25 protein-coding genes and 3 tRNA genes are annotated in these 26,312 nt (G+C 55.8%); 15 read left to right on the top strand and 13 right to left on the bottom strand.

The window, feature by feature from the left end; translation table 11 throughout:
- Positions 1–88 precede the first annotated feature (88 nt).
- From HFD92_RS06175 to nagB, 8 genes are all read right to left on the bottom strand, one after another.
- A tRNA-Gln gene (locus tag HFD92_RS06175) sits at positions 89–163 on the bottom strand.
- A 22-nt stretch (positions 164–185) separates the two neighbouring features.
- Positions 186–270, bottom strand: a tRNA-Leu gene (locus HFD92_RS06170).
- A 9-nt stretch (positions 271–279) separates the two neighbouring features.
- Positions 280–356 (bottom strand) — tRNA-Met (locus HFD92_RS06165).
- A gap of 218 nt (positions 357–574) precedes the next feature.
- A complete protein-coding gene (gene asnB / locus HFD92_RS06160) occupies positions 575–2,242 on the bottom strand; it encodes an asparagine synthase B (protein ID WP_046101416.1) in 1,668 nt (555 codons plus the stop codon).
- A 308-nt stretch (positions 2,243–2,550) separates the two neighbouring features.
- On the bottom strand, positions 2,551–3,303 hold the full coding sequence (locus HFD92_RS06155) for an HAD-IIA family hydrolase (RefSeq protein ID WP_009091467.1): 753 nt from the start codon (positions 3,301–3,303) through the stop codon (positions 2,551–2,553).
- A gap of 39 nt (positions 3,304–3,342) precedes the next feature.
- Positions 3,343–4,563: an N-acetylglucosamine repressor gene (locus HFD92_RS06150; RefSeq protein ID WP_046101417.1), complete on the bottom strand. Its 1,221-nt coding sequence runs from the start codon at positions 4,561–4,563 to the stop codon at positions 3,343–3,345.
- 7 nt (positions 4,564–4,570) lie between these two features.
- The gene (nagA, locus tag HFD92_RS06145; protein ID WP_167428501.1) at positions 4,571–5,719 is read right to left on the bottom strand and encodes an N-acetylglucosamine-6-phosphate deacetylase; all 1,149 of its coding nucleotides are present in this window, start codon (positions 5,717–5,719) and stop codon (positions 4,571–4,573) included.
- A gap of 57 nt (positions 5,720–5,776) precedes the next feature.
- Positions 5,777–6,577: a glucosamine-6-phosphate deaminase gene (gene nagB, locus HFD92_RS06140; protein WP_009091462.1), complete on the bottom strand. Its 801-nt coding sequence runs from the start codon at positions 6,575–6,577 to the stop codon at positions 5,777–5,779.
- A 326-nt stretch (positions 6,578–6,903) separates the two neighbouring features.
- On the opposite strand from nagB, the gene nagE reads away from it, so the two are divergent.
- The 3 genes from nagE (at position 6,904) to HFD92_RS06125 (ending at position 11,384) form a co-directional block, all read left to right on the top strand.
- A complete protein-coding gene (nagE, locus tag HFD92_RS06135) occupies positions 6,904–8,934 on the top strand; it encodes an N-acetylglucosamine-specific PTS transporter subunit IIBC (RefSeq protein ID WP_167428500.1) in 2,031 nt (676 codons plus the stop codon).
- A 152-nt stretch (positions 8,935–9,086) separates the two neighbouring features.
- Positions 9,087–10,754: a glutamine--tRNA ligase gene (gene glnS, locus HFD92_RS06130; RefSeq protein ID WP_167428499.1), complete on the top strand. Its 1,668-nt coding sequence runs from the start codon at positions 9,087–9,089 to the stop codon at positions 10,752–10,754.
- Positions 10,755–10,988: 234 nt separating this feature from the next.
- The gene (locus HFD92_RS06125) at positions 10,989–11,384 is read left to right on the top strand and encodes a hypothetical protein (protein WP_009091456.1); all 396 of its coding nucleotides are present in this window, start codon (positions 10,989–10,991) and stop codon (positions 11,382–11,384) included.
- A gap of 68 nt (positions 11,385–11,452) precedes the next feature.
- On the opposite strand, the gene fur is transcribed toward HFD92_RS06125, so the two are convergent.
- The 4 genes from fur to ybfF form a co-directional block, all read right to left on the bottom strand.
- The gene (gene fur / locus HFD92_RS06120) at positions 11,453–11,896 is read right to left on the bottom strand and encodes a ferric iron uptake transcriptional regulator (RefSeq protein ID WP_009091454.1); all 444 of its coding nucleotides are present in this window, start codon (positions 11,894–11,896) and stop codon (positions 11,453–11,455) included.
- Positions 11,897–12,241: 345 nt separating this feature from the next.
- On the bottom strand, positions 12,242–12,772 hold the full coding sequence (gene fldA / locus HFD92_RS06115) for a flavodoxin FldA (protein WP_167428498.1): 531 nt from the start codon (positions 12,770–12,772) through the stop codon (positions 12,242–12,244).
- A 132-nt stretch (positions 12,773–12,904) separates the two neighbouring features.
- Positions 12,905–13,180 carry a LexA regulated protein gene (gene ybfE / locus HFD92_RS06110; RefSeq protein WP_167428497.1) on the bottom strand — a complete coding sequence of 92 codons (276 nt, stop codon included), beginning with the start codon at positions 13,178–13,180 and terminating at the stop codon, positions 12,905–12,907.
- A gap of 168 nt (positions 13,181–13,348) precedes the next feature.
- Positions 13,349–14,113, bottom strand: a complete 765-nt coding sequence (ybfF, locus tag HFD92_RS06105; RefSeq protein ID WP_009091448.1) for an esterase — start codon at positions 14,111–14,113, stop codon at positions 13,349–13,351.
- A 250-nt stretch (positions 14,114–14,363) separates the two neighbouring features.
- Here ybfF and seqA point away from each other — a divergent pair, with 250 nt between their 5' ends.
- Together seqA and pgm are read left to right on the top strand one after the other, a co-directional pair.
- Positions 14,364–14,912 carry a replication initiation negative regulator SeqA gene (seqA, locus tag HFD92_RS06100; RefSeq protein ID WP_009091446.1) on the top strand — a complete coding sequence of 183 codons (549 nt, stop codon included), beginning with the start codon at positions 14,364–14,366 and terminating at the stop codon, positions 14,910–14,912.
- A 26-nt stretch (positions 14,913–14,938) separates the two neighbouring features.
- Positions 14,939–16,579 (top strand): phosphoglucomutase (alpha-D-glucose-1,6-bisphosphate-dependent), encoded by a 1,641-nt coding sequence (gene pgm / locus HFD92_RS06095; RefSeq protein WP_167428496.1) that lies wholly within the window; start codon positions 14,939–14,941, stop codon positions 16,577–16,579.
- 273 nt (positions 16,580–16,852) lie between these two features.
- Here the strand turns inward: pgm and kdpE are convergent, their stop codons facing one another.
- Positions 16,853–17,527 carry a two-component system response regulator KdpE gene (gene kdpE, locus HFD92_RS06090; protein ID WP_009091441.1) on the bottom strand — a complete coding sequence of 225 codons (675 nt, stop codon included), beginning with the start codon at positions 17,525–17,527 and terminating at the stop codon, positions 16,853–16,855.
- Positions 17,528–17,785: 258 nt separating this feature from the next.
- On the opposite strand from kdpE, the gene HFD92_RS06085 reads away from it, so the two are divergent.
- The 10 genes from HFD92_RS06085 (at position 17,786) to pcp (ending at position 26,302) form a co-directional block, all read left to right on the top strand.
- Positions 17,786–17,986: a YbfA family protein gene (locus HFD92_RS06085; RefSeq protein ID WP_009091439.1), complete on the top strand. Its 201-nt coding sequence runs from the start codon at positions 17,786–17,788 to the stop codon at positions 17,984–17,986.
- A 153-nt stretch (positions 17,987–18,139) separates the two neighbouring features.
- Positions 18,140–19,099, top strand: coding sequence for a 2-thiouracil desulfurase family protein (locus HFD92_RS06080; RefSeq protein ID WP_111208938.1), 960 nt, complete (start codon positions 18,140–18,142; stop codon positions 19,097–19,099).
- Positions 19,100–19,111: 12 nt separating this feature from the next.
- The gene (gene phrB, locus HFD92_RS06075) at positions 19,112–20,536 is read left to right on the top strand and encodes a deoxyribodipyrimidine photo-lyase (protein WP_167428495.1); all 1,425 of its coding nucleotides are present in this window, start codon (positions 19,112–19,114) and stop codon (positions 20,534–20,536) included.
- A gap of 18 nt (positions 20,537–20,554) precedes the next feature.
- Entirely contained in the window at positions 20,555–21,298 is a 744-nt protein-coding gene (locus HFD92_RS06070; RefSeq protein WP_111208936.1) for a type 2 GTP cyclohydrolase I, read from the top strand.
- A gap of 248 nt (positions 21,299–21,546) precedes the next feature.
- Entirely contained in the window at positions 21,547–22,203 is a 657-nt protein-coding gene (gene pxpB / locus HFD92_RS06065) for a 5-oxoprolinase subunit PxpB (protein ID WP_111208935.1), read from the top strand.
- Complete coding sequence (gene pxpC / locus HFD92_RS06060; RefSeq protein WP_167428494.1) at positions 22,197–23,126, top strand: 5-oxoprolinase subunit PxpC; 930 nt, start codon at positions 22,197–22,199, stop codon at positions 23,124–23,126. The genes pxpB and pxpC overlap by 7 nt, the downstream gene beginning before the upstream one ends.
- On the top strand, positions 23,116–23,853 hold the full coding sequence (gene pxpA, locus HFD92_RS06055) for a 5-oxoprolinase subunit PxpA (protein WP_009091428.1): 738 nt from the start codon (positions 23,116–23,118) through the stop codon (positions 23,851–23,853). Before pxpC ends, pxpA begins: the two co-directional genes overlap by 11 nt.
- A 50-nt stretch (positions 23,854–23,903) precedes the next feature.
- On the top strand, positions 23,904–24,632 hold the full coding sequence (locus HFD92_RS06050; protein ID WP_009091426.1) for a DUF969 domain-containing protein: 729 nt from the start codon (positions 23,904–23,906) through the stop codon (positions 24,630–24,632).
- Complete coding sequence (locus tag HFD92_RS06045) at positions 24,629–25,648, top strand: DUF979 domain-containing protein (RefSeq protein WP_185185190.1); 1,020 nt, start codon at positions 24,629–24,631, stop codon at positions 25,646–25,648. Before HFD92_RS06050 ends, HFD92_RS06045 begins: the two co-directional genes overlap by 4 nt.
- A gap of 6 nt (positions 25,649–25,654) precedes the next feature.
- On the top strand, positions 25,655–26,302 hold the full coding sequence (gene pcp / locus HFD92_RS06040; RefSeq protein WP_167428492.1) for a pyroglutamyl-peptidase I: 648 nt from the start codon (positions 25,655–25,657) through the stop codon (positions 26,300–26,302).
- Positions 26,303–26,312: the final 10 nt, after the last annotated feature.

Below are 26,312 nucleotides of genomic sequence, written 5' to 3'. Positions count from 1 at the left end.
AACCAGGGAATGCCGGTATCAAAAACCGGTGCCTTACCGCTTGGCGATATCCCATTCGTCCGTTCTCAGCATCGAGAATCATCAAAATTGGCTGGGATACCTGGATTCGAACCAGGGAATGCCGGTATCAAAAACCGGTGCCTTACCGCTTGGCGATATCCCATCCACGCTGCCGAATAATGAAATGGTGCGGGAGGCGAGACTTGAACTCGCACACCTTGCGGCGCCAGAACCTAAATCTGGTGCGTCTACCAATTTCGCCACTCCCGCAAAAAAAGATGGTGGCTACGACGGGAATCGAACCTGTGACCCCAGCATTATGAGTGCTGTGCTCTAACCAGCTGAGCTACGTAGCCATCTTTTTTTCGCGTTACCTTCATCGGCGTTGCGGGGCGCATTATGCGGAGTTGACCTGACAGCGTCAACAATTTTTTTACCGATTTTTGCCTGGTTATGGCTGTTTGCGTGGCTTATAACCAGCATGGCGGTTTATTCGGCAATTTTTCAGTGAATACAACGCTAACCGTCAAAAAAATGGGCCGCAGCGGGCCCATTCTGACCGTGCTCAGTCGGCTTATTGATAGGCTGACTGATGCACACCAACGGCACGACCTGATGGATCGTTCATGTTTTTAAACGCCTCGTCCCACTCGATCGCTTTGGCTGACGAACAGGCTACTGATGGACCGCCAGGCACACACTCCGCGGCGCTGGCCAGCGGGAACAGCTCTTCAAAGATCTCACGGTAGAGATAGGCTTCCTTCGACCCCGGCGTGTTGTGCGGGAAGCGGAAGTGAGCGGTTGCCAGCTGCTGGTCGCTGATTTGCTTCGCAGCCACCTCTTTCAGCGAGTCAATCCAGCTGTAACCGACGCCATCTGAGAACTGCTCTTTCTGACGCCACGCCACGCTTTCCGGCAGGTAAGAGGAGAAACATTCACGCAGAATGTGCTTCTCCATTTTGCCGTTGCTGCCACACATTTTATCTTCCGGGTTGATACGCATCGCCACATCCAGGAATTTTTTATCCAGGAACGGCACGCGGGCCTCAACGCCCCAGGCGGACATCGCTTTGTTGGCGCGGGCACAGTCAAACATATGCAGCGCCTGCAGTTTACGCACGTTTTCTTCGTGGAACTCTTTAGCGTTGGGGGCTTTATGGAAGTAGAGATAGCCGCCGAACACTTCATCTGCGCCTTCGCCTGACAGCACCATCTTGATGCCCATTGCCTTGATTTTACGCGACATTAAGTACATCGGCGTGGAGGCACGGATGGTGGTGACGTCATAGGTTTCAATGTGATAAATCACATCGCGAATCGCATCCAGACCTTCCTGCACGGTGAAATGAATCTCATGGTGCACGGTGCCCAGATGTTCCGCCACGGCTTTCGCCGCTTTCAGATCGGGTGAGCCTTCCAGCCCGACAGCAAAGGAGTGAAGCTGTGGCCACCACGCATCACTTTTATCCTGGTCTTCAACACGCTTTGCCGCAAAACGTTTGGTCACGGCAGAAATGATGGAGGAGTCCAGGCCGCCCGATAGCAGCACACCATAAGGCACATCTGACATCAGGTGACTTTTCACAGACTCTTCCAGCGCATGCTTCAGGCCGGCCGCATCGGTGGTGTTGTGCTCAACGTTTTTGTACTCCATCCAGTCACGCTGCCAGTAACGACGGATTTCGCCATCGGTGCTGGAGAGGTAGCTTCCCGGCGGAAACTCTTTAATCGAACGGCAGACCGGTACCAGCGCTTTCATTTCTGACGCGACATAGAGGTTGCCATGCTCATCGTTACCCATATAGAGCGGGATAATCCCGATATGGTCACGGCCAATCAGCCAGGTGTTTTTTACGCTGTCATAGAGGATAAAGGCGAACATGCCTTCCAGGTCATCAAGGAAGTCGACCCCTTTCTCCTGATAGAGCGCCAGAATCACTTCACAGTCAGAACCGGTCTGAAACGCATAGCGATCGCTGAGTTCCGCGCGCAGCGCCTGATGGTTATAAATTTCGCCGTTGACTGCCAGGACATGGGTGTGGTCGGCGTTGTACAGCGGCTGTGCGCCGTTGTTAACGTCAACAATTGAGAGACGTTCATGCGCCAGGATGGCATGGTCATCAGCGTAGACGCCTGACCAGTCCGGGCCGCGATGACGCATTAAGCGTGAACATTCCAGCGCCTTTTTGCGCAGCTCAACAGGATCGCTTTTCAGATCCAGCACACCAAAAATTGAACACATAACTGACTCCTGAGCTCACCTTACGGCGATGTTATCTTTTAGGTTTGTCCGGCAGCCTGACGCTGCGTGATAGATAAGAAAATGCGCTATTTGGTGCCGTCAATGCAAGAGGAATCGTGATTTACTGATAAAAATATTGATTACATGACGATAAAATTGAATAAACGATAATTTAAGAGCTTATTTGTTGTTGGATCCGCAATGAAATGCATTTTTTGAGCAAAAATCAGGCGGCAAACAGGGGGTAAAAGCGGAGAAAAAGGGGAGACGCATCACAATTCAGCCGGATGCGTCATAAGCAAACTGAATCAGAACAGGTCAATATCGGCAACAGAGGGATAGATCCAGTCCGGGCGGAACGGCATCGCGTCAATATCGCTCAGGGTGGAAACGCCAGAGAGCACCAGCACCGTCTCCAGACCCGCCTGGAAACCGGCCAGAATATCGGTGCGCAGGTTATCGCCGACGATGACCGTCTCTTCGGAGTGAGCCTGCATTTTGTTCAGCGCGGCACGCATGATGTAAGGGCTTGGTTTACCCACAACAAAGGGGCTGCGGCCGGATATCTTCTCAATCCCCGCACAGAGTGCGCCACAGGCGGGAATAAACCCACGCGCATGGGTATCGGGATTGGTGGCAATAAAGCGAGCGCCGTTGGCAACAAAGAAGGCCGCTTTATGCATCATGTCCCAGTTAAAGGAGCGGGTCTCTCCGACAATCACAAAGTCGGGATTCACATCGGTAATGGTAAAGCCCGCTTTGTAGAGTTCATGAATCAGCGCGCCCTCACCAATCACATACGCCTTTTTGCCCTCCTGACGGCGCAGGAAGTCCGCGGTGGCCATTGCCGAGGTGTAGAAGACGGAATCGGGCACCTCAACGCCTGCTGAGGCAAAACGGTTAGCCAGATCCTGCTCAGTCTGCGAAGGGTAGTTGGTCAGCACCACCAGCGGCATCTCTTTGGCCAGAATGCGCTGCAGAAATTCCTGTGCGCCGGGAACGGCCGTGTTGTCGTGCATCAGCACGCCATCGATATCACAAATTACGCTTTTTATGGTCATAGTCAGATCCGGTGTGGCCCGCCACAGCAGCGGGTGAGCTTAATCTTCCAGAAGGTGTTGCAGCAGAATGCCGTTAAGCATGGCACGTTTAGCCAGCGCAAAGGCACCAATCGCAGAACGATGATCCAGTGTCGAACGAACAACCGGCAGATGCTTACGGAAGGCCTCTAATGCCTGGGTATTAATGCAGCCCTCAATCGCGGGCAGCAGCACTTTTTCTGCTTCGGTAATCTCTCCCGCCAGCACCACTTTTTGTGGATTAAACAGGTTGATGGCGATGGCAATCGCTTTGCCGAGATAGCGCCCCACATGCTCGATCACTTCACAGGCCAGGGCATCACCCTGATTCGCCGCTTTGCAGATGTGGGGCATCTGGCACGCCTCCAGCGTCAGCACACTGGGGTAGCCCTGATTCAGCAGGTGACGCACACGGTTTTCAATGGCGCCATTGGCAGCAATGGTTTCCAGGCAGCCAAAGTTACCGCAGTGGCAGCGTTCGCCTAACGGATCGACCTGAATGTGGCCGATCTCGCCGACGTTACCGTTGCTGCCGAGAAAAATATGGCCGTTGGCGATAATGCCTGCACCGGTCCCCCGGTGTAACCGCACCAGAATTGAGTCAGCACAGTCGCGGCTTGCACCGAAGTAGTGCTCGGCCAGCGCCAGACTGCGGATATCGTGACCCACAAAACTGGTGACGTTAAAGCGTTTCTTCAGGCTGGCGACCAGCGGCCAGTGGCTGACAGCGATGTGCGGCATATAGCGAATCACGCCGTTAATCGGGTCGACCAGGCCGGGCAGGATCACGGAAATGGCGATCAGCTCGCGGATTTTACGCTGGTGCTGCTCGATGAAGCCGCTGATGGCATTAAACAGCGCATGCTCCAGCGTCTCCTGGGTGCGTTCCGGCAGCGCATAATCCTCCTGCGCCAGCGATTTGCCGCTGAGGTCAAACAGCGTAAGGGTGGCATCGTGACGGCCGAGCCGGACGCCGATAGTCTGGAAGTGGCGGGTTTCAGTGATAATCGAGATAGCGCGGCGACCACCGGTAGACGCCTGCTGGTCTACCTCTTTGATCAGGCCGCGCTCAATCAACTGGCGGGTAATTTTCGTGACGCTGGCGGGGGCGAGCTGGCTGAGTTCGGCAATCTGAATGCGCGATATCGGCCCCTGTTGATCAATCAGCCGGTAAACCGCTGCGCTATTAAGTTGCTTAACAAGATCGACATTTCCTATTTGTGACTGGCCGCCAGTGGTCATTCAGTGCTTACTCGCTCAGGACGTCGTCTCCGTTGACAAACGTCTTAATGATTTTAAAGTCGCGCGTAAACACAGTCAGGTTCGCGATTTTTCCTGCTTCGATCGAGCCTAACTGTTTTTCCACGCCCATCGCCCGTGCCGGGTAGAGTGATGCCATGCGCAATGCTTCGTCCAGTGCGATACCCACATGCTCGACGCTGTTCTGTACCGCTTCAATCATCGTCAGGGCTGAACCACTGAGTGTGCCGTTTTCGTCAACACAGAGCCCGTCACGATAATAGATTGTTTTGCCAGCAAAAATAAACTCACTGATTGCCGCGCCCGCCGGTGCGGTGGCATCCGTTACCAGCACCAGCTTGTCGCCTTTTATGCGTTTAGCATTGCGCACGTTAGCGTAATGTACATGTAAACCATCCGCAATAATGCCGCAGTATACATTAGGCGAATCAAACAGCGCACCGATAAGCCCCGGTTCACGACCGGCAAAGGCGGGCATCGCGTTGTAAAGGTGTGTCGCAAAACTCACGCCAGCCGAGAAGCCCGCTTTCGCCTCTTCATACGTTGCACTGGAGTGACCGGCAGACACAATGATCCCGGCGTCAGTCAGCTGCCGAATCACCTCGCGACCGGCATTCTCCGGCGCCAGCGTCACTTTGGTGATGACATCGGCGTTGTCACACAGATACTGCACCATCGCCGCATCCGGCAGGCGAATCAGCGCCGGATCGTGGGTGCCTTTCTTCGCCTTGCTGAGCCACGGGCCTTCCAGATGCAGACCCAGCGCCTGATGCTGATGCTTCTGCAGATAGGCGCGCATGGTTTCAATGGCCCGCTTCATCAGGGCATCGCTGCTGGTGATCAGCGTCGGTAAAAAGCTGGTGCAGCCCGATTTCTCATTGGCGCGCTGCATGATCTCCAGCGTTTCAACGCTGAGCGCATCAATGTCGTCATTGAACTGCACGCCACCACAGCCGTTAAGCTGTAGATCGATAAAGCCTGGCGCAATGATGGCACCCGCCACATCCCGCAATTCAACATCCGCCGCAACCGCTTCACGCGGGCAGACGTGCGCAATCTGCGTCCCGTCAACCACGACCGCGTAGTTATCCAGAATCTCATGACCGCTGTAGATGCGACCGTTGACTAATGCGTACATCTCTCTTCTCCCGTCCTGGCCTGCTGTCACGCAGCGTAACAGCAGGTCACTGTTCTGTTACACGCCTTTCATATTTTCCGCTTCCATTTCGCGGAAATATTTCACGGTTTTCACTTTCAGTTCCATGGTGGCCGGCTCATCACACACCACCACCGATTTTGCGTGCAGCTGCAGGCAGCTGATGGTCCACATATGGTTGACGTTGCCTTCAACCGCCGCCTGCAGGGCCTGCGCTTTAACATGGCCGGTAACCAGAATCATCACTTCCTCTGCATCCAGCAGCGTGCCGACGCCGACCGTCAGCGCGTATTTAGGCACCTGGTCAACGTCGCCGTTGAAGAAGCGAGAGTTCGCTACGCGGGTATCATGGGTCAGGGTTTTAATGCGGGTTCGCGAAGCCAGCGATGAGGCCGGTTCGTTAAAGGCGATATGGCCGTCGTTTCCGACACCCCCCATAAACAGGTGAATTTTACCCAGCGCGCGAATTTTCTCTTCGTACTGACGACATTCTGCGTCAATATCGGGTGCATTACCATTCAGCAGGTTGATATTTTCCGGTTGAATATCAACGTGATCGAAGAAATTACGATACATGAAGCTGTGATAGCTCTCCGGATGCTCTTTTGGCAGGCCCACATATTCATCCATATTGAACGTCACAACATGCTTAAAACTGACCTGGCCCGCTTTGTGCATATCAATCAGGTGTTTGTATGCCTCCAGTGGCGTACCGCCGGTAGGCAGACCCAGGACGAAAGGTTTTTCCGCCGTCGGGTTAAACGCGTTGATGCGGTTAACGATATGTCGGGCGGCCCATTTGCCGACCTGGGTTGGCGTCGCTAAAGGAATCAGTCTCATGTTTCACCTCATTTGAAATGGAAAGGGGATCGCTGAACCGTTGCGTAAATCATCAGCCTGAACAGATTTTCTATTCTCGCCACGGCCGGAGCGCAATTTAATATTTCGGATCATAAAATAAGTTTGCATTCATAGCCAGATGTTGCAGTGTGACCCGATGTTTTTTAGTGATAAAAATCACATATGTCGGGGTTTTAATTTGCGAGGCGAATTAATTTGTCATTACACTTCGCTGCGTGACATGCAGTGTATTCACAATCTTTGCAGCTGACATAACAACATTAAGCGGCGCAAAGCGACAAGTCAGGCTCATAGGGGGAAGGTCCATGTTAAGTTATTTACAGAAGGTAGGGCGGGCACTGATGGTGCCGGTTGCCACCCTGCCAGCGGCAGCGATACTTATGGGGGTAGGGTACTGGATTGATCCGGACAGCTGGGGGGCAGGTAATGCGCTGGCAGCCTTATTGATCAAGTCTGGTGCCGCTATCATCGAAAATATGTCCGTGCTGTTTGCGATCGGTGTCGCTTACGGCATGTCGAAAGATAAAGATGGTGCGGCGGCCCTGACCGGCTTTGTCGGTTTCCTGGTGGTCACCACGCTCTGCTCACCAGCGGCGGTGGCGATGATTCAGAAAATGCCGGTTGAGCAGGTGCCTGCTGCCTTTGGCAAAATTAATAATCAGTTTGTCGGTATTCTGGTCGGGATTCTCTCGGCAGAAGTCTATAACCGCTTCAGCCACGTCGAACTGCCTAAGGCGCTCTCTTTCTTCAGCGGACGCCGGCTGGTGCCGATTCTTGTTTCGTTCCTGATGATCTTCGTCGCCTTTATCCTGATGTATATCTGGCCGGTTATCTTCAATGGTCTGGTAGGCTTTGGCGAGCATATCCAGAAGCTTGGCTCGGTCGGGGCCGGTATTTACGCCTTCTTTAACCGTCTGCTGATTCCGGTCGGTCTGCATCACGCGCTGAACTCCGTGTTCTGGTTCGATGTGGCCGGCATTAATGACATTCCTAAATTCCTCGGCGGTGCGCAGTCACTGGCGGATGGGTCGGCCACCGTGGGCATCACCGGTCGCTATCAGGCGGGCTTCTTCCCGATCATGATGTTTGGTCTGCCTGGTGCTGCGCTGGCTATCTATCACTGCGCGCGTCCTGAAAATCGCGTCAAAGTGGGCAGTATCATGCTGGCCGCTGCGTTTGCCGCCTTCTTTACCGGTATCACCGAACCGCTGGAGTTCTCCTTCATGTTCGTGGCACCGGTGCTTTATCTGATCCACGCCGTACTGACCGGTATTTCTGTCTTCATCGCCGCCAGCATGCACTGGATCGCCGGATTTGGTTTCAGCGCCGGGCTGGTGGATATGGTGCTGTCGACCCGTAACCCGCTGGCGACTCACTGGTACATGCTGATCCCGCAGGGGCTGGTGTTCTTTACTATCTATTACGTGGTCTTCCGCTTCACCATCAAAAAATTCAATCTGATGACCCCTGGCCGCGAGCTGGCGGTGGCCGGTGATGAAAGCGATGGTTATGACGTCAACGTGGACAACAGCGATAACGGCGAAAGCGCCACGGAATCCCTGGCACGTCGCTACATCGGTGCGGTCGGTGGCTCCGCTAACCTGACCAGCATTGACGCCTGCATCACCCGTCTGCGTCTGAACGTGAACGATTCGGCTCAGGTCAACGAGAGCGTGGCGAAGCGTCTGGGCGCGTCCGGCGTTATCCGTCTGAATAAACAGAGCGTGCAGATCATTGTCGGCACCCAGGCCGAAGGCATCGCCTCTGCCATGAAAAAAGTGCTGGCCAAAGGCCCGGTCGCGGCAGCTGCTTCCGGTACGACGCCAGCGGCAGAGCCGGAGGTTAAACCGCAGGCCGTGCTGAACAGCGAGAAGCGCGTTATTGCGACGCTGCTGGCACCGGTAACGGGAGAGGTCGTGGCACTGGATGCGGTTCCGGATGAAGCCTTTGCCAGCAAAGCGGTAGGCGACGGGCTGGCCATCAAACCCAGCGACAAATGGGTTGTGGCACCGATTGCCGGTACGCTGGTGAAAATCTTCAATACCAATCATGCGTTCTGTCTGGAAACCGACAACGGTGTCGAGATCGTGGTTCACATGGGACTCGATACTGTGGCGCTGGACGGAAAAGGCTTTACCCGACTGGCGGAAGAGGGTGCCAGCGTGGCAGCCGGTCAGCCGGTGCTGGAGATGGATCTTGAATTCCTGAACGCGAATGCCCGCTCAATGGTGAGTCCGGTGGTGGTCAGTAACAGTGAAGATTTCGCGGGTCTGACACTCCTGGCCCACGGTCCGGTCGTCGCAGGTGAAACCCCGCTGTATGAAGTGAAAGGCTAATCCCCGCAACAGAACCCCACAGGCAGGAAGCGATTCCTGCCTTTTTTGTTTTAAAGGCTTAACAAACGGTTGTTTCCCTCAGACGCTTTGTGGATCATACTCCGTTACTTCGTGGTACAAATCACCCGTTATTCGTATTGAGGATTTTTGAGATGAGTGAGGCTGAAGCCCGCCCAACTAACTTTATTCGTCAGATCATTGACGAAGATTTGGCGAGCGGTAAGCACAGCAGCGTGCATACCCGTTTTCCGCCGGAGCCCAATGGCTATCTGCACATTGGTCATGCGAAATCGATCTGTCTGAATTTTGGCATCGCCCAGGATTATCAGGGGCAATGCAACCTGCGTTTCGACGATACCAATCCGGTTAAAGAGGATATGGAATTCGTTGAATCCATCAAGCGTGACGTCCAGTGGCTGGGTTTTGAGTGGAGCGGTGAAGTCTGCTACTCATCAGACTATTTCGATCAGCTCTACAACTATGCCGTTGAGCTGATAACCAAAGGGCTGGCTTACGTTGATGAGCTGAGCCCGGATCAGATTCGCGAATATCGTGGCACCCTGAAAGAGCCGGGTAAAAACAGCCCGTATCGCGATCGCAGCGTGGAAGAGAACCTGGCGCTGTTTGAAAAAATGCGAAACGGTGGCTTTGCGGAAGGCACGGCCTGTCTGCGCGCCAAAATCGATATGGCTTCGAACTTCATCGTTATGCGCGATCCGGTGCTTTACCGCATCAAGTTTGCGGAACATCACCAGACCGGCAACAAGTGGTGCATCTACCCGATGTATGACTTTACCCACTGCATTTCCGATGCGCTGGAAGGCATTACGCACTCGCTCTGTACGCTGGAGTTCCAGGACAACCGCCGTCTTTATGACTGGGTGCTGGACAACATCACGATTCCGGTTCATCCGCGCCAGTATGAGTTCTCGCGCCTGAATCTGGAGTATGCGGTGATGTCAAAACGCAAACTCACTCAGCTGGTGACCGAGAAGCACGTAGAAGGGTGGGACGATCCACGCATGCTGACCGTTTCAGGTCTGCGCCGTCGTGGTTACACCGCGGCTTCTATCCGTGAGTTCTGCCGTCGTATTGGCGTGACCAAGCAGGATAACATCGTCGAGATGGCGTCACTGGAATCCTGCATCCGTGATGATCTGAACGAAAATGCGCCACGCGCGATGGCAGTACTCGATCCCCTGAAAGTGGTGATCGAAAACCTGCCCGCCGGTCACAACGAGGTCATCACCATGCCTAACCATCCGGGTAAATCGGAAATGGGCACGCGTGAAGTGCCGTTCAGCCGTGAGATCTGGATTGACCGTGCAGATTTCCGCGAAGAGGCGAACAAACAATATAAACGTCTGGTTCTGGGCAAAGAAGTCCGTCTGCGCAACGCCTATGTGATCCGTGCAGAGCGGGTAGCCAAAGATGAAGCGGGCAACATTACCTGCATCTACTGCACCAGCGACGTGGATACCCTGAGCAAAGATCCGGCCGATGGCCGCAAGGTGAAGGGAGTGATTCACTGGGTGTCTGCGGATCATGCGCAGCCTGCCGAGTTCCGCCTCTATGACCGACTGTTCAGCGTGCCGAATCCGGCCGCGGCTGAAGATTTCCTGGCGGTGATCAACCCTGATTCACTGAGTATCAAAAATGGTTTCGTCGAACCGAGCCTGCGCGATGTGGAAGCAGCCACCCCGTTCCAGTTTGAGCGTGAAGGCTATTTCTGCGCCGACAGCGTTTACTCTAAACCGACGCAGCTGGTGTTTAACCGCACCGTAGGGCTTCGCGATACCTGGGCTAAAACGGGCGAATAATCGTTTGAGGCTGACCTCATAAAATGACAAAAGGGCGATTAATCGCCCTTTTTTATTGCCCCTGTGTTGAGAATTGCCGACGTTTATTCTGGCTTAACGCAAATCCTGCCCGGACTGCCTTGTGAGAGAAATCTGAGTTTAAAAAAATTAATCAATTTCAGGATGTGAATTGTCCGCTTTCAGGTAGGCTATGCGCTCTAAGAGGTAGCAAAGCGGGTTATATAAGGAAAAAAAATGCCAGTCCTCGCTCAGGAAGCCAAACACAGTGTCGTTGTTTTACATCAGCTCATTGAACGTATTTTTAATCAGCCTGCCGGATCGGATGACAGCTTTGAGCTGATGATGTCCTTTTTCCATCCTGATTTCCGCATGGTGACGCCAAAAGGTAAAGAGTACGATCTTAACGCGGTCGAAGAGCTTTTCCGACAGCTGCAGGGGCAGCGGGAAGGGATGCGAATTGCGACCTGTGAGCACGTCATACTCTCTCATCACGAAAATGAGATCACCGTGCAGTATCGTGAGATGCAGATGCTGAATGGTAATAACCAGAGCCGTATTTCGCTGGCGATTCTGGATTGCAGCAGCTCGAATCCACGCTGGCGTTATCTGCAGGAGACGCTGGTGGCCTGAGGGTTCAGCAGAGCACAGACGAAAAAAAACCGGTCACGTAACCGGTTTTTTTATTTCCGCCCGCCAGATTACTGGTCGTGCAGGGTCTCATCTTCACGGCAGTCGCCCAGCGTACAGTGTCCGTACAGATAGAGGCTGTGGTTGGTCAGCTTGATGCCGTGGCGGGTCGCGATTTCACGCTGACGCGTTTCGATGGATTCATCGCTGAACTCGATAACCTTGCCACAGTCCAGGCAGATCAGGTGATCGTGGTGATGCTGCTGCGTCAGTTCGAAAACGGATTTGCCGCCTTCAAAGTTGTGACGGGTCACAATACCGGCGTCGTCGAACTGGTTCAGCACGCGGTAAACGGTGGCCAGGCCAATCTCTTCGCCGATGTCGATCAGGCGTTTATACAAATCTTCCGCGCTGACGTGATGGCACTCAGGTTCCTGAAGCACTTCCAGAATTTTCAGTCTGGGCAGTGTCACTTTCAGGCCAGCCTTCTTTAATGCGGTGTTGTTGTCAGTCATGCGGATTTTGTCCTGTTACTAATATTCACTTTTGTGGCTTGTCGCCTTGAATGTCGATCTGTGCTCATTCGCATTTGCGTCTCATTATAGAGCTCAGGGGATGAAATGAAAACCTGAGGGCCGTGAATCATCATGGGCGATGGGGGAAGCTTCACCGGGCCGGGGAGGATTCTGGCAGAGGTCTTTCAGCACATCACTGCGTCATACCGCCTGAGCTAATACGCGGAAGATCGATGCGGGTATTCTACAGATTAAACGAAGAAAGTTAAAAAAATGTGGCTATTATTTCTATAGGAAATTCCATTGCCTCAATGTGAGCTGGCGCTCACATTGAGGCGGGGTGCATCAGGCTTCGATGATCTCTTTCAGCTGCAGTTCATCAAAAATCTGCTTAACCCACTGATCGACGCGCTGGCTGGTCAGCTCAGGCTGACGATCTTCGTCAATGGCCAGGCCCAGGAAGTGCGTCTCATCAGCCAGACCTTTTGAGGCTTCGAAATGGTAGCCTTCTGTTGGCCAGTGACCCACGATAACGGCGCCGTGCGGCTCGATAATGTCGCGGATTGTGCCCATCGCATCACAGAAATATTCAGCGTAATCTTCCTGGTCGCCACAGCCAAACACGGCAACCAGCTTGCCGTTGAAATCGATCTCTTCCAGCGTCGGGAAGAAGTCATCCCAGTCGCACTGCGCTTCACCGTAGTACCAGGTCGGGATGCCCAGCAGCAGGATATCAAACGCTTCCAGGTCTTCTTTTGTACTTTTCGCGATGTCATGCACTTCTGCAACATCTTTACCCAGCTGTTTCTGGATCATTTTTGCAATGTTTTCGGTGTTGCCGGTATCGCTGCCAAAGAAGATGCCTACGAGTGCCATGAGTAAAATAACCTCTTAAATCCTGATAATGAGATGTGTGCCGCAGCACATTTCTGCGAATAATAGCAGACGAGACAAACCCGCGGAACGGTTAAAGCCTCGACATTTGCTCCTGCGTGCGATTTGCCCGCATCAATCCAGTTTGAGCTGCGCCAGCAGCATCTGTTCAATCAGTTCGCTGCGGCTGAGATTACGCTGCGCGGCCAGCGTATTAAGTGCATCGACGGCCTCACTGTTCATTTTCAATTCGACACGACGCAGTCCGCGCCCTTTGTCACGTTTCAGTTGATTGCGCTTATTGATGCGCAGCTGTTCATCACGCGAAAGCGGACTGGTTTTGGGGCGACCCGGGCGGCGCTCATCAGCAAACAGATCGAGCGTCGTGCGGTCAGTGTGTTCTTTTGCCATGGCTTAGTAAAACTGAATGGGTGCGGGCGCCAGACGCTCACCGCGCAGATTATAAATTATTGGCCGTTGCCGCAGAAAAATCGACCTGCGGCAAAATTTTAGCGCGCCATCATACTGCACGCTTACTCCGGACGCCAATCCTAAACCTTTACTGCCATCTATTTGCTTTTAAAGCGCAAAAAAACGCCGCACACTGCGCAAAACGGCATCGGGCTTCTCGGCATGCACCCAGTGGCCCGCCCCGCCGATCACGTGGGCCTGCGCCGCCGGGAACTGCTGAAGTAACGCATCGCGATAGCGGTTATCCAGGTAACTGGAGTCGCCGCCGCGGATAAAGAGAGCCGGATGAGGCCAGGCGGGAACAGGCTGCCAGCCAGAAAGGGTAGGGTAGTTATCCCACAGCACCGGCACGTTAAAGCGCCATTGCCCGTCATGAAATGACTTCAGCAGGAACTGAATGACCCCTTCTTCTTCAATCACCGGCCGCATAATGCGGGCCGCCTCGCTGCGCAGCGTCACACCTGCCTCTGAGACGGCGCGAATACCGGCAAAGATCAGGTCGTGACGCCGGGTCTGATAATCGACCGGCGCGATATCGATCATCACCAGCCGCTCAATGCGATCCGGCACCAGCGCGCTCATGGTCATGGCGATTTTACCGCCCATCGAATGACCGATGACCGCGACGCGATCGATGCCGTGCGCATCCAGCGTATCGACCATATCCTGCGCCATTACAGCGTAGTTCATCTCCTCCGATCGCGGCGAGAGTCCATGGTTACGGACATCCACCTGCAGCAGTGGCCCGGCATCTTTCAGGCCACGGGCCAGCACGCCGAGGTTGTCCAGACTGCCAAACAGACCGTGAATAAGCAGGATGGGCAGAGAATCAGCAGGGGATTGTTCAGTTTGCAGACGGGCGTTCAAAATCATAGCAAAGTTCTTAAGTTTGAGACCTGAGCTTAGGTTATCATGGTTTCACCTTTTCAGGCGCGCCGGTTCCGGCGGCATTAGGACATATTCTGACTTTTGCCCGTAAACCGTTTGATTGCTAACAACCCGCCTGAATTTAACTTTATAATCCTCATGTTAGAACCCGCACATCCGTTGAATTGTCTGACTATACTCAGGGCTTTTCAGGAAAGAGGTGGTTCTGTCATGAGAAAGAACCGTACGGAATAAGATGAAAACGATCGAAGTTGACGAAGAGCTCTACCGTTATATTGCCAGCCACACGCAGCACATTGGTGAAAGCGCATCTGACATTCTGCGTCGTATGCTGAAGTTTACGGCCGGTCAGACGGCACCCGCTTCGCCGGCTCAGCCTGCCTCAAAAGATGCAGCGAAAGAGGCGCCGTCTGCGCCTGTGGGTTCGCGCCCGCAGGATCGTGTGCGCGCGATGCGTGAGCTGCTGCTCTCCGATGAATATGCGGAGCAGAAGCGGGCGGTCAATCGCTTTATGCTCGTTTTGTCAACGCTCTATCGTCTTGATACCGCAGCCTTTGCTGAGGCCACTGCATCGCTGCAGGGCCGCACCCGCGTCTACTTTGCAGGTGATGAGCATACGCTGTTGCAGAATGGCACCCATACTAAGCCGAAGCATGTGCCCGGCACGCCGTACTGGGTGATCACCAACACCAATACCGGCCGTAAATGCAGCATGATCGAACACATCATGCTGTCGATGCAGTTCCCTGCGGAACTCACCGAAAAAGTTTGCGGCACCATCTAAAACTTAAGCGTCAGGGAGCAGCGCCGATGGCCAATCACCCACGTGCCGGGCAACCCGCCCAGCAGAGCGATTTGATTAACGTTGCACAATTAACGTCACAATATTATGTCCTGCAGCCCGATGTGGCGAACCCGGAACATGCGGTGAAATTTGGCACCTCTGGCCATCGCGGCAGTGCAGGGCGTCAAAGCTTCAACGAGATGCACATTCTGGCGATTGCACAGGCGATTGCTGAAGAGCGTAAAAAGAACGGCATCACCGGGCCTTGCTACGTCGGCAAAGATACGCATGCGCTCTCTGAGCCGGCAATCCTGTCGGTGCTGGAAGTGCTGGCAGCGAATGGCGTTGACGTGATTGTGCAGCAGGACAATGGCTATACGCCGACCCCTGCCATCTCAAATGCGATCCTTGAGCACAACAAATCGGGTGGCCCGCTGGCTGACGGCATCGTGATTACGCCGTCCCATAACCCACCGGAAGATGGCGGCATCAAGTACAACCCACCTAATGGCGGACCGGCTGATACCAACGTCACCAAAGTGGTGGAAGATCGCGCTAATCAGCTGATCAAAGATGGCCTGAAAGAGGTTAAGCGTCTGCCACTGGAGCAGGCACTGGCCAGCGGTCATGTGGTCGAGAAAGATTTGATTCAGCCTTACATTGAAGGCCTGGCCGAAATTATCGATTTCCCGGCTATCCAGAAAGCGGGCCTGAAGCTGGGTGTTGATCCGCTTGGTGGTTCAGGTATCGCCTACTGGCAGCGCATTGCGGAACACTACAAGCTGGATCTGACGCTGGTCAATGACGCGGTCGATCAGACTTTCCGCTTTATGCATCTGGATAAAGATGGCGTGGTGCGCATGGACTGCTCGTCTGAAAGCGCCATGGCAGGCCTGCTGGCTTACCGCGACAAGTTTGATCTGGCATTCGGTAACGATCCTGATTATGACCGTCACGGCATTGTGACCCCGGCGGGTCTGATGAATCCAAACCACTATCTGGCTGTGGCGATTAACTACCTGTTCCAGCATCGTCCGCAGTGGGGCCAGGACGTTGCCGTCGGCAAAACCCTGGTTTCCAGCGCCATGATTGACCGTGTGGTTAATGACATTGGTCGCAAGCTGGTGGAAGTGCCGGTCGGCTTCAAGTGGTTTGTTGATGGTCTGTATGACGGCAGCTTCGGCTTCGGTGGCGAAGAGAGCGCGGGTGCCTCATTCCTGCGTTTCGATGGTACGCCGTGGTCAACGGACAAAGATGGCATCATCATGTGTCTGCTGGCGGCTGAGATTACTGCCGTGACCGGTAAAAACCCTCAGCAGCATTACGATGAGCTGGCTGCACGCTTTGGTGCGCCGAGCTACAACCGTCTGCAGGCATCAGCGACTTCCGAGCAGAAAGCGGCGCTGTCGAAGCTCTCTCCTGAGATGGTCAGCGCGGATACACTGGCAGGTGACCCGATCACCGCTCGCCTGACGGCAGCACCGGGCAATGGCGCATCCATTGGCGGTCTGAAAGTGATGACGGAGAATGGCTGGTTTGCGGCCCGTCCGTCAGGCACTGAAGACGCCTACAAGATTTACTGTGAAAGCTTCCTGGGCGCAGAACACCGCGCGCAGATCGAGAAAGAAGCAGTAGAGATTGTCAGCGAAGTGCTGAAAAACGCCTGAGCCGTCGGGCAATGAAAAGGCGCCGTGGGTGCCTCACAGAGTAAGTGACAAGGCGCGGTTCTCATTGCTGTGAGGCCGTGCAGCTCAGGGAACACGGACAGATCGGAAAGACGCAAAAGCCGTCATCCATGACAGGCTCGGCCCGCGCCATCCCTGGCGCGGGACGCTTTCCTCTTCTGTCCGTGTTCCCTGCGCCTTGAGCCTAAGTATTGCGGTCAGATTGATCCGACCTGGGCTTTGTCAGCTTTCTGCAGGCGCCTCTGGCGCCTTTTTTCATGGCATAAAACGGTAGCCGATGCCGGTTTCTGTCAGCAGATGGGCAGGCTGTGTCGGGTTGGCTTCCAGCTTCTGACGCAGATGTCCCATATAGATGCGCAGATAGTGGCTGTGCTCCACCGCATTCGGTCCCCAGACCTGGCTCAGCAGTTGCCGCTGTGTCAGCACCTTCCCGGCATTGTTCAGCAGAATACTCAGCAGGCGAAATTCAATAGGAGTGAGGTGAACCTCACTGTCGCCGCGCTGCACCCGTCGTGCGGCAAAATCGACACTGACATCGGCAAAATGAACCCGGGCGTCGGGCTGCTGACTGCTATGACGGCGCAGCGCAACCCGCACGCGCGCCATCAGTTCGCCGATGCCAAAGGGTTTGGTCAGATAGTCATCCGCACCGGCATCCAGTGCCGCGATCTTATCCTGCTCATCACTGCGCGCGGACAATACAATCACCGGCATGGCACTCCACTGGCGCAGATCGCGGATAAAATCGGTGCCATCCCCATCCGGCAGGCCCAGATCCAGGATAACCAGATCGGGTTTACGGGTCGCTGCCTCAATCAGTCCGCGCTGCAGCGTATCTGCATCAAAAACTTTAAGGGCTTCACTCTCCAGTGCGAGCCGGACAAAGCGACGGATCTCTTTTTCATCTTCAACGATCAAAACCGTGGTCACGCAATACCTGCCTTAACGGGGTGCCGAAGCGCTACTTTATCAATATTTCTGGCTGCCGTCCGGCGGCTTGATCGTTCGGCCACTTTCAACTCTTCAATAACCTTGCGATAACCTTTGTGTAACTTAATTACAGGCTGATTCTTAAACAGCAAAAATAGCGGTAATTGAGTGGTCAGATGAGTAGTAAAATTACACAATCTGGCGTAAAGTCAGACACAGATCACATTCGCACCGTTTCGCTCGCCGGGAGGAAAAACCATGTATCAGGCTTATCCACGCTACAAAATTATTGCACGCCGCACGCTGGTGGTTCTTCTCGGCGTTATGGCGCTTCCTGTCATGCTTTTTCGCCAGGATCGCGCCCGTTTCTATAGCTATCTGCACCGCATCTGGTGTAAAACCAGCGCCAAACCGGTCTGGCTGGCCCAGTCAGAAGCGGCAGGCGGCGTCTTCTGGTAAAGCCTCCTGTCAGCAAACAGGCCCGGTCAGCAGACCGGGCTTTTTTTTACTTTTTTTCTACAATAATGAGAGCAACCTGTTGCTTTAACGCTGTCTTCCTGACCATTTTACGCTACACTTAAACCTCTACAAGATTTCAGAGGTTGTACAAGTATGAGCAATAAAATCCCCGTTGGAATCAGTGCATGCCTGCTCGGCGATAGCGTCAGGTTTGATGGTGGCCATAAGCGTCTTACTTTTGCGACCCAGGATCTTACGCCCTTTGTCCGTTTTGAGCCGATCTGTCCTGAAATGGCAATCGGTTTGCCTACACCGCGTCCGGCATTACGGCTGGTGAAGCAGGGCGATGATGATGACTTGCACCTCTGCTTCAGCAAAGATGGCGGAGAAGAAGTCACCCGCCAGATGCGTGACTGGTCAGCAGAGCGGGTAAAATCGCTGCATCATCTTTCGGGCTACATCCTGTGCGCCAAATCCCCCAGCTGTGGCATGGAGCGTGTGCGGGTCTATGAACCTGACACCAACAACAACCGCAAAGTTGGCACCGGCATCTTCGCTGAATTTCTGCAGCGCGAAATGCCCTGGCTGCCGCTGGAAGAAGATGGTCGCCTGCACGATCCGACGCTGCGTGAAAACTTTATCGGCCGCATCTGCGCGCTGCATGAGTTTAATCAGATGTGGCAACAGGGACTGACCCGCCACGGGCTGATCGCCTTCCACAGCCGCTACAAGCTGATGATGCTGGCACACTCGCAGGAAAAATATCGCGAGCTGGGACCTTTTGTCGCTTCCATGAGCCAGTGGGATTCGCTGGACGCCTTTGCGTTTGAATACCGCAACCGCATGATGGCGCTGATGTCTCGTCCCGCGTCACGCCGCAATCACACCAATGTCCTGATGCACGTGCAGGGCTATTTCCGCCGTCAGCTCAGCTCGCCACAGCGTCAGGAGCTGGCCACGCTGATCGATCGCTATCGCCAGGGGACGCAGCCGCTGCTGGTGCCGATCACCATCCTCAAGCACTACATGGCGGAGTTCCCGCATCCGTGGCTGGCTCAGCAACGTTATTTTGACCCCTATCCCGAAGCCTTGTGCTTACGCTACGGACAGTAATTCAGGAGGCGTATGACCACCCATCTGGTCTGGCTGCGTAACGACTTACGCATCAACGATAATCTGGCGCTGCACGCCGCCTGTCGCGACAGCAAGGCGAACGTCATTGCGCTCTTCATGGCGACGCCGGAACAGTGGCAACAGCATGAGATGTCACCTAAACAGGCTGCCTTTATCCACGCCAGCCTGCTGGAAGTGCAGGATGCGCTGGCAGAGCGGGGCATCAGACTGCACTACCAGGCGTGTAGCACCTTCAGTGACAGCATTGATGCTCTGGCGGAGTTTTGTAAAAAGCAGAAGGTCGACCAGCTTTTCTATAACTATCAGTATGAGGTCAATGAGCGTCAGCGTGATGCAGAAGCTGAAAAGCGTCTCGACAAAGCGGGGGTTATCTGTCAGGGATTTGATGACAGTCTGCTGCTGGCACCCGGTAGCGTACATAGCGGCGACCGCTCCATGTATAAGGTGTTCACGCCCTTCAGCAAAGCCTTTGTCCGACGTCTTCAGCAGGGGTTGCCGGAGTGCGTCCCTGCGCCAAAAGCGCGTGAAGGCGCACCGCTGAAGACCCAGGCGATTCCTGCATTTGACTACCCCAAAGGCGAGTTTGACCGGGATCTTTTTCCGCCAGGCGAAACCGCGGCGCTGAAGCGTCTGCGCCACTTCGCTAAACAGCCGGTGCTGGACTATCCCGATAAACGCGATCTGCCTGCGCTGGATGCGACCAGCCGTCTGTCGGTTTATCTGGCAACAGGCGTGCTGTCGCCCCGCCAGTGTCTGCATCGTGTCCTGCATGAACATCCCGATGCGCTGGACAACAGCCGCGCATTTACCTGGCTGAATGAACTCATCTGGCGTGAATTTTACCGGCATCTGCTGGTCGCCTATCCCTCCCTGTGCCGCCATAAGCCCTTTGTTGACTGGACGCACCGGGTGGAATGGCAGCGCAATGAGGCCCATTTCGACGCCTGGAAAGCGGGAAAAACGGGCTTTCCGATCGTTGACGCTGCGATGCGGCAGATGAAAGAGATGGGCTGGATGCATAACCGGTTACGCATGATCACCGCCAGCTTTCTGGTGAAAGATCTGCTGATCGACTGGCGCGAAGGGGAGCGCTATTTTATGCAGCAGTTGATTGATGGCGATCTGGCGGCGAACAATGGCGGCTGGCAGTGGGCCGCGTCAACCGGGACGGACGCCGCACCCTATTTCCGCATCTTTAACCCGACGACCCAGGGCGAGCGCTTCGATCCGCAGGGCGATTTTATCCGCCACTATCTGCCGGAACTGGCCGATGTCCCCGACAGCGATATTCACCAGCCGCACCGCTGGGCGGAGAAGCATCATAAGAAACTCGATTATCCGGCGCCAATCGTGGATCATAAGGCCGCACGTAAAAAGACATTAGACGCCTTTGAGCGCGCCAAAAGCGCCGCCTGAGGCCTCGCAGGAGCCTGAATGAATCATTACGAACTGGAGGCGCTGATTAATCAGCATCTCAACAGCCATACCTTCAGCGATTATGCCCCCAACGGTTTACAGGTTGAGGGACGCAGTGAGGTTAAGCGGGTTATCACCGGTGTCACTGCCTGTCAGGCATTGCTGGATGAGGCAGTCGCCCGCGAGGCCGATGCGATAATCGTCCATCACGGTTATTTCTGGAAAAGCGAACCGGCCGCGATTAAAGGGATGAAGCGCCGCCGTCTGCGGACCCTGCTGGCGAATGATATCAATCTCTACGGCTGGCACCTGCCGCTTGATGCGCACCCGGAACTGGGCAACAACGCGCAGCTGGCAAAACTGCTGGATATTGAAATCCGGGGTGAAGTGATGCCGCTCGTTTTCCATGGGGAACTGGCAGAGCCGCTCTCCGGCGAACAGCTGGCCAGCCGAATCGGGGAGCGGCTGGGACGTCAGCCGCTGCATTGCGGTGACAACGCGCCGGCCCTGATTCGCCGTATTGCCTGGTGCAGCGGAGGCGGACAGGGCTTTATCGACCAGGCTGCGGCCGCAGGCGTCGATGCTTACATTACCGGTGAAGTTTCTGAACAGACCATCCACAGTGCGCGTGAGCAGGGGCTGCACTTCTTTGCCGCAGGGCACCATGCTACCGAGCGGGGCGGCGCAAAAGCGCTGGGCGAGTGGCTGGCGCAGCACCACAATCTCGACGTAACCTTCATCGATATTCCTAACCCTGCCTGATGTCCTTCCCGGTCCTGCGCACCTGCGCAGGGCCTTATTTCCTGACGCTATTCCTGCTGCTGCGCGCCTGCTCAGGTCCTTATTCTCGATGAGAACCCACGCTGCTGCGTGCCTGCAGCGGAGCTTATTGATTGACATCTTCCTGTCACTTTCGCATAACTGTTTGCTTTATGTAGATAAGGCACTGGCCGAACCGCTGCTTTTGGCGGCACGGTCAGGCGCGATCTCAACTGAGCGGGAGGTAGCGGTTGCAACGAGCACGGTGTTATTTATCAGGGGAACGCGCTGTCGTGCTGGAGCTGGAACCGCCGGTTTCACTGGAGAGCCAGCAACGCATCTGGGGACTCAATCAGCGGCTGCGCGATCATGAGAGCGTGCAGGAAGTGATCCCCGGCATGAACAACATCACCCTGATCCTGCGCGATCCCCAGCAGAATGCGCTGGATGCGATAGAGCGTCTTCAGCGCTGGTGGGAGGAGAGTGAGGCGGAATTTCCCGCGTCGCGGGAGGTGTCGATCCCGGTGATCTATGGCGGCTCCTCTGGTCCCGATCTGACCGTAGTGGCGGAACATGCCGGACTGACGCCCCGTCAGGTGGTTGAGCTGCACAGCAGCAGCGAATATGTGGTGTTTTTTATCGGCTTCCAGCCCGGTTTCCCCTATCTCGGCGGACTCGATTCCCGTCTGCACACGCCTCGCCGTGCTGAACCCAGAGTCGCGGTGCCCGCCGGATCGGTCGGCATCGGTGGCAGCCAGACTGGCATCTATCCGCTGGCCTCGCCCGGTGGCTGGCAGCTGATCGGGCATACCTCCACCGCGCTGTTCGATCCGCGCCAGCAACCGCCTGTATTACTGCGTCCCGGCGACCGCGTGCGCTTTGTGCCGCAACAGGAGGGCGTATGTTAAACATTCTGCGAGCCGGACTGGCCACCACGATTCAGGATGCCGGTCGCGCTGGCTGGCGGCAGTATGGCATCAGCCCCGGCGGCGTGCTCGACTATCCCGCTATGTTTACCGCCAACGTGCTGGTGGGCAATGCGCCCCACAGCGCGGTGCTGGAGATCGTGCTGGGCCAGTTTAAAGCGGAGTTTACCCGCAATGGCTGGTTTGCGCTGACGGGGGCGGGCTGTCAGGCGGAGCTGGATGGTCAGCCGGTCTGGACAGGCTGGCGCACCGCAGTAAAAAAAGGGCAGATACTCTCGCTGGCAATGCCGAAGCGCGGCATGCGCAGCTATCTGGCGGTGCAGGGCGGTTTTGATCTGCCGGAGATGCTCGGCTCGCTCAGCACCGATCTCAAAGCGGGTTTTGGCGGCTTCAAAGGGCGAATCTTGCAGGATGGCGATCGCCTGCCGCTGGGCAAACCGACCCGGACGTTCGACCGCAAAGTCGGGGTGCGGCAACTGCTGTGGGGCAACCGGATTCGTGCGCTACCCGGCCCGGAGTACCACGAATTCAGCCGCGACGCGCAGCAGGCATTCTGGCGCACCGCCTGGAAACTCAGCCCGCAAAGTAACCGGATGGGCTACCGCCTGGAGGGGCGGCAACTCAGTCGTGAAAGTCCGCGTGAACTGCTGTCACACGGCGTCATGCCGGGCGTGATTCAGGTGCCACCCAGCGGACAGCCCATCGTGCTGATGGCAGATGCCCAGACCACCGGTGGCTATCCACGCATCGCCTCGGTTATCGAAGCCGATCTCTATCACCTGGCGCAAATCCGTCTGGGTGAACCTGTTCACTTTATTCACTGCACCCTGCCGGAGGCGATGCTGGCGCGCCAGCATCAGCAACGCGCACTGGATCAGATGATGTGGGGGCTTAATGAAGATTGATTTAAATGCCGATCTCGGCGAGGGCTGCGCCAGCGATGAGGCACTGCTGCAACTGGTCACTTCTGCCAACATCGCCTGTGGCTTTCATGCCGGTGACGCGCAGACCATGCTGCAGTCGGTGCGATGGGCGCAGGCATCGGGCGTGGCCATCGGCGCGCATCCCTCGTTTCCTGACCGGGAAAACTTTGGCCGCCGCGCCATGCAGCTGCCGCCGGAGACGCTTTACGCCCAGATGATCTACCAGATTGGCGCGCTGAAAAGCCTGGCGGAAAGTGAAGGGGCGCGGCTGGTCCACGTCAAACCGCACGGCATGCTCTACAACCAGGCCGCAGCCGATCCGGTGCTGGCTGACACCATCGCCCGCGCCATCAGGGCGGTTGACAGCCAGCTGATCGTGACAGGGCTGGCTGGCAGCGAATCGATCCGCGCCGCGGCGCACTACGGCTTACGCACCCGGGAAGAGGTTTTTGCTGACCGGGGTTACCTGAGCAGCGGGGCACTGGTGCCGCGCAGCGAACCGGGCGCACTGATTGAGGATGAACAGCAGGCCATTGATCAGACGCTGACGATGGTCCGGCAGGGCAAAGTCAGAAGTATCAGTGGTGAATGGGTCGCGGTGAATGCGCAGACCGTCTGCTTACATGGCGACGGCGCACACGCGCTGCAGTTTGCCCGGCGGTTGCGTGATGCCTTCGCCGCTCAGCAGATTGCGGTTACCAGCGCCTGAATAACATTTAGCCCGGCTTATGCCGGGTTTTTCAACTCTGAGGGAAAACCATGGAAAGTGCAGTCAATCTCTGGCCGTTACTGGGCATTGCCGCCATCGTTATCGGCTTCGTGTTACGTTTCAATCCGGTGCTGGTCGTGATCGTCGCCGGATTCGTCACCGGTCTGGCGGCGATGATGCCGCTGGCGGATATTCTGGAAAAGCTCGGCGCCGGTTTTCTGAACACCCGTAACCTGCCGCTGATTCTGCTGCTGCCGCTGGCGGTCATTGGCCTGCTGGAGCGTCACGGGTTGAAGGAGCGGGCACAGGCATGGATCGCACAGATAAAAACGGCCACCGCCGGACGTCTGCTGATCGTCTATCTGTTTGTTCGTGAAATCACCGCCGCGCTGGGATTAACCAGCCTGGGTGGCCATCCGCAGATGGTACGTCCGTTGCTGGCCCCGATGGCAGAGGGGGCAACGGAAAACCGCTATGGTGAGATCACACCTGAACTGCGCTACCGGCTGCGCGCCATGTCTGCGGCCACCGATAATGTCGGCCTCTTCTTTGGTGAGGATATCTTCGTGGCATTTGGCGCGATTATCTTTATGCATAACTTTATGCAGGAGTCGGCCGGGATCCAGACCGAACCGCTGCACATTGCGTTATGGGGCATTCCGACCGCGCTTGCCGCCTTTCTGATCCACTCGGCGCGTCTGATGCGTCTGGATCGTCAGCTGGCGCGGGAACTTCAGCAGCTGAACAACCAGGCGCTGAAAGCCCGGGGAGGTGAATAATGTTCCAGCAACAATATCTGATGTGGCTGGCGGGCGTTATCCTGCTGGTGGTCGCGATTCTCTCCTGGCGCGACAGCGCAAACCCGCGCCGTTTTAGCACCGGACTCTTCTGGGCGTTGTATGGCCTGGTATTTCTGGTGGGGGGCTGGACGACGCAGATGATGAGCAGCCTGATGGGCTCGGATGCTGCGGGCACCCGAATGCTGCACATCACCATCGGTGTCATTGTGGTCGTGATGGCATTGATCGCCGGTTTCGGGGGTGTCCGGCTGGGTCGTTATCATCAGCGCAGTGATGAAGAGAAGCAGGCCAGCGCAGGGCGTCTGGGCAATAAACTGTTTCTGCCCGCGCTGGCGATCCCGGTCGTGACCGTGATCGGTGTGCTGGCGTTTAACCATATTCCCGGTCTGCAGGATGCGGTTTTCGGACCCGGCAACCACGCCACGCTGGTGACGCTCTTCTCCATGATGGTGGGCTGTCTGATCGGCTGGCTGGTGGCGTTAAAACTGACTCATGAAACACCGGTGCAGTCGATGCAGGAGACCCGCCGTCTGCTGGATTCGGTTGGCTGGGCCTTTATTCTGCCGCAAATTCTCGCCACCCTGGGACTGCTCTTTACCAGCGCGGGCGTGGGCGGTGCGATTTCGCATCTGACTGAGACCTGGCTGGCGGTAGACAACCGCTTTGTCGCGGTCACCGTTTATGCCGTCGGAATGGCGCTGTTGACCATGATCATGGGGAACGCTTTTGCCGCGTTTCCGATTATTACCGCAGGCGTCGGCATCCCGATCTTAGTGCTGCAGCACGGCGGTAATCCGGCGGTGATGGCCGCGATTGGCATGTTCTCCGGCTACTGCGGCACCCTGATGACGCCGATGGCGGCGAATTTCAATATCGTCCCGGCCGCGCTGCTGGAACTGCCGGACCGTAACGCGGTGATCAGGGCTCAGATTCCAACCGGTGTGCTACTGTTAATTGTTAACATTTTCCTGCTCTATTTCCTGATGTTTCTGTGAGGCCGCATGAAAACTGTTCTGATGACCGCCTTTGAACCCTTTGGCGGTGAAACGATTAACCCGTCATGGGAAGCGGTCCGCGCACTGGAGGGTAAACAGATCGGTGACGCCATCATCGTTATCCGCCAGTTACCTGTCGTCTTCCGCGATGTGCTGACGGTGCTCTATCAGGCACTGGATGAGGTTAAACCGGATCTCATTCTGTCCGTGGGGCAGGCGGGGGGCCGCAGCGATATTAGTGTTGAACGCATCGGCATTAATGTGGATGACGCCCGTATCCCGGACAACGCCGGTCATCAGCCGGTGGATGAGCCCGTGGTCGCGGGCGGCCCGGCAGCCTATTTTTCCCGTCTGCCGATCAAAGCGATCGTTGCGGCCGTGCGCGAAGCGGGCATTCCCGCGTCGGTTTCACAAACCGCTGGCACCTTTACCTGCAACCGGGTGATGTATGGCCTGCTGCACTGGCTGGCGCAGCAGGAGCGCCCGGCGCGGGGTGGTTTTATCCATATCCCTTATCTGCCCGAGCAGGCGGCGCAGCATCCCGGTGTGCCGAGCATGGCGGTCGCAACGATTATCAGGGCGCTGGAAATTGCAGTGCAGGTGACGCTGGAAACCGGCGACGACATAAAACAGGTGGGCGGAGCCACCCATTAAGAGGATGAAG

The organism is Pantoea sp. EKM101V (assembly GCF_011800325.1).
Lineage (GTDB): Bacteria > Pseudomonadota > Gammaproteobacteria > Enterobacterales > Enterobacteriaceae > Pantoea > Pantoea anthophila.
This window is presented reverse-complemented; position numbering and strand designations above follow the sequence as displayed.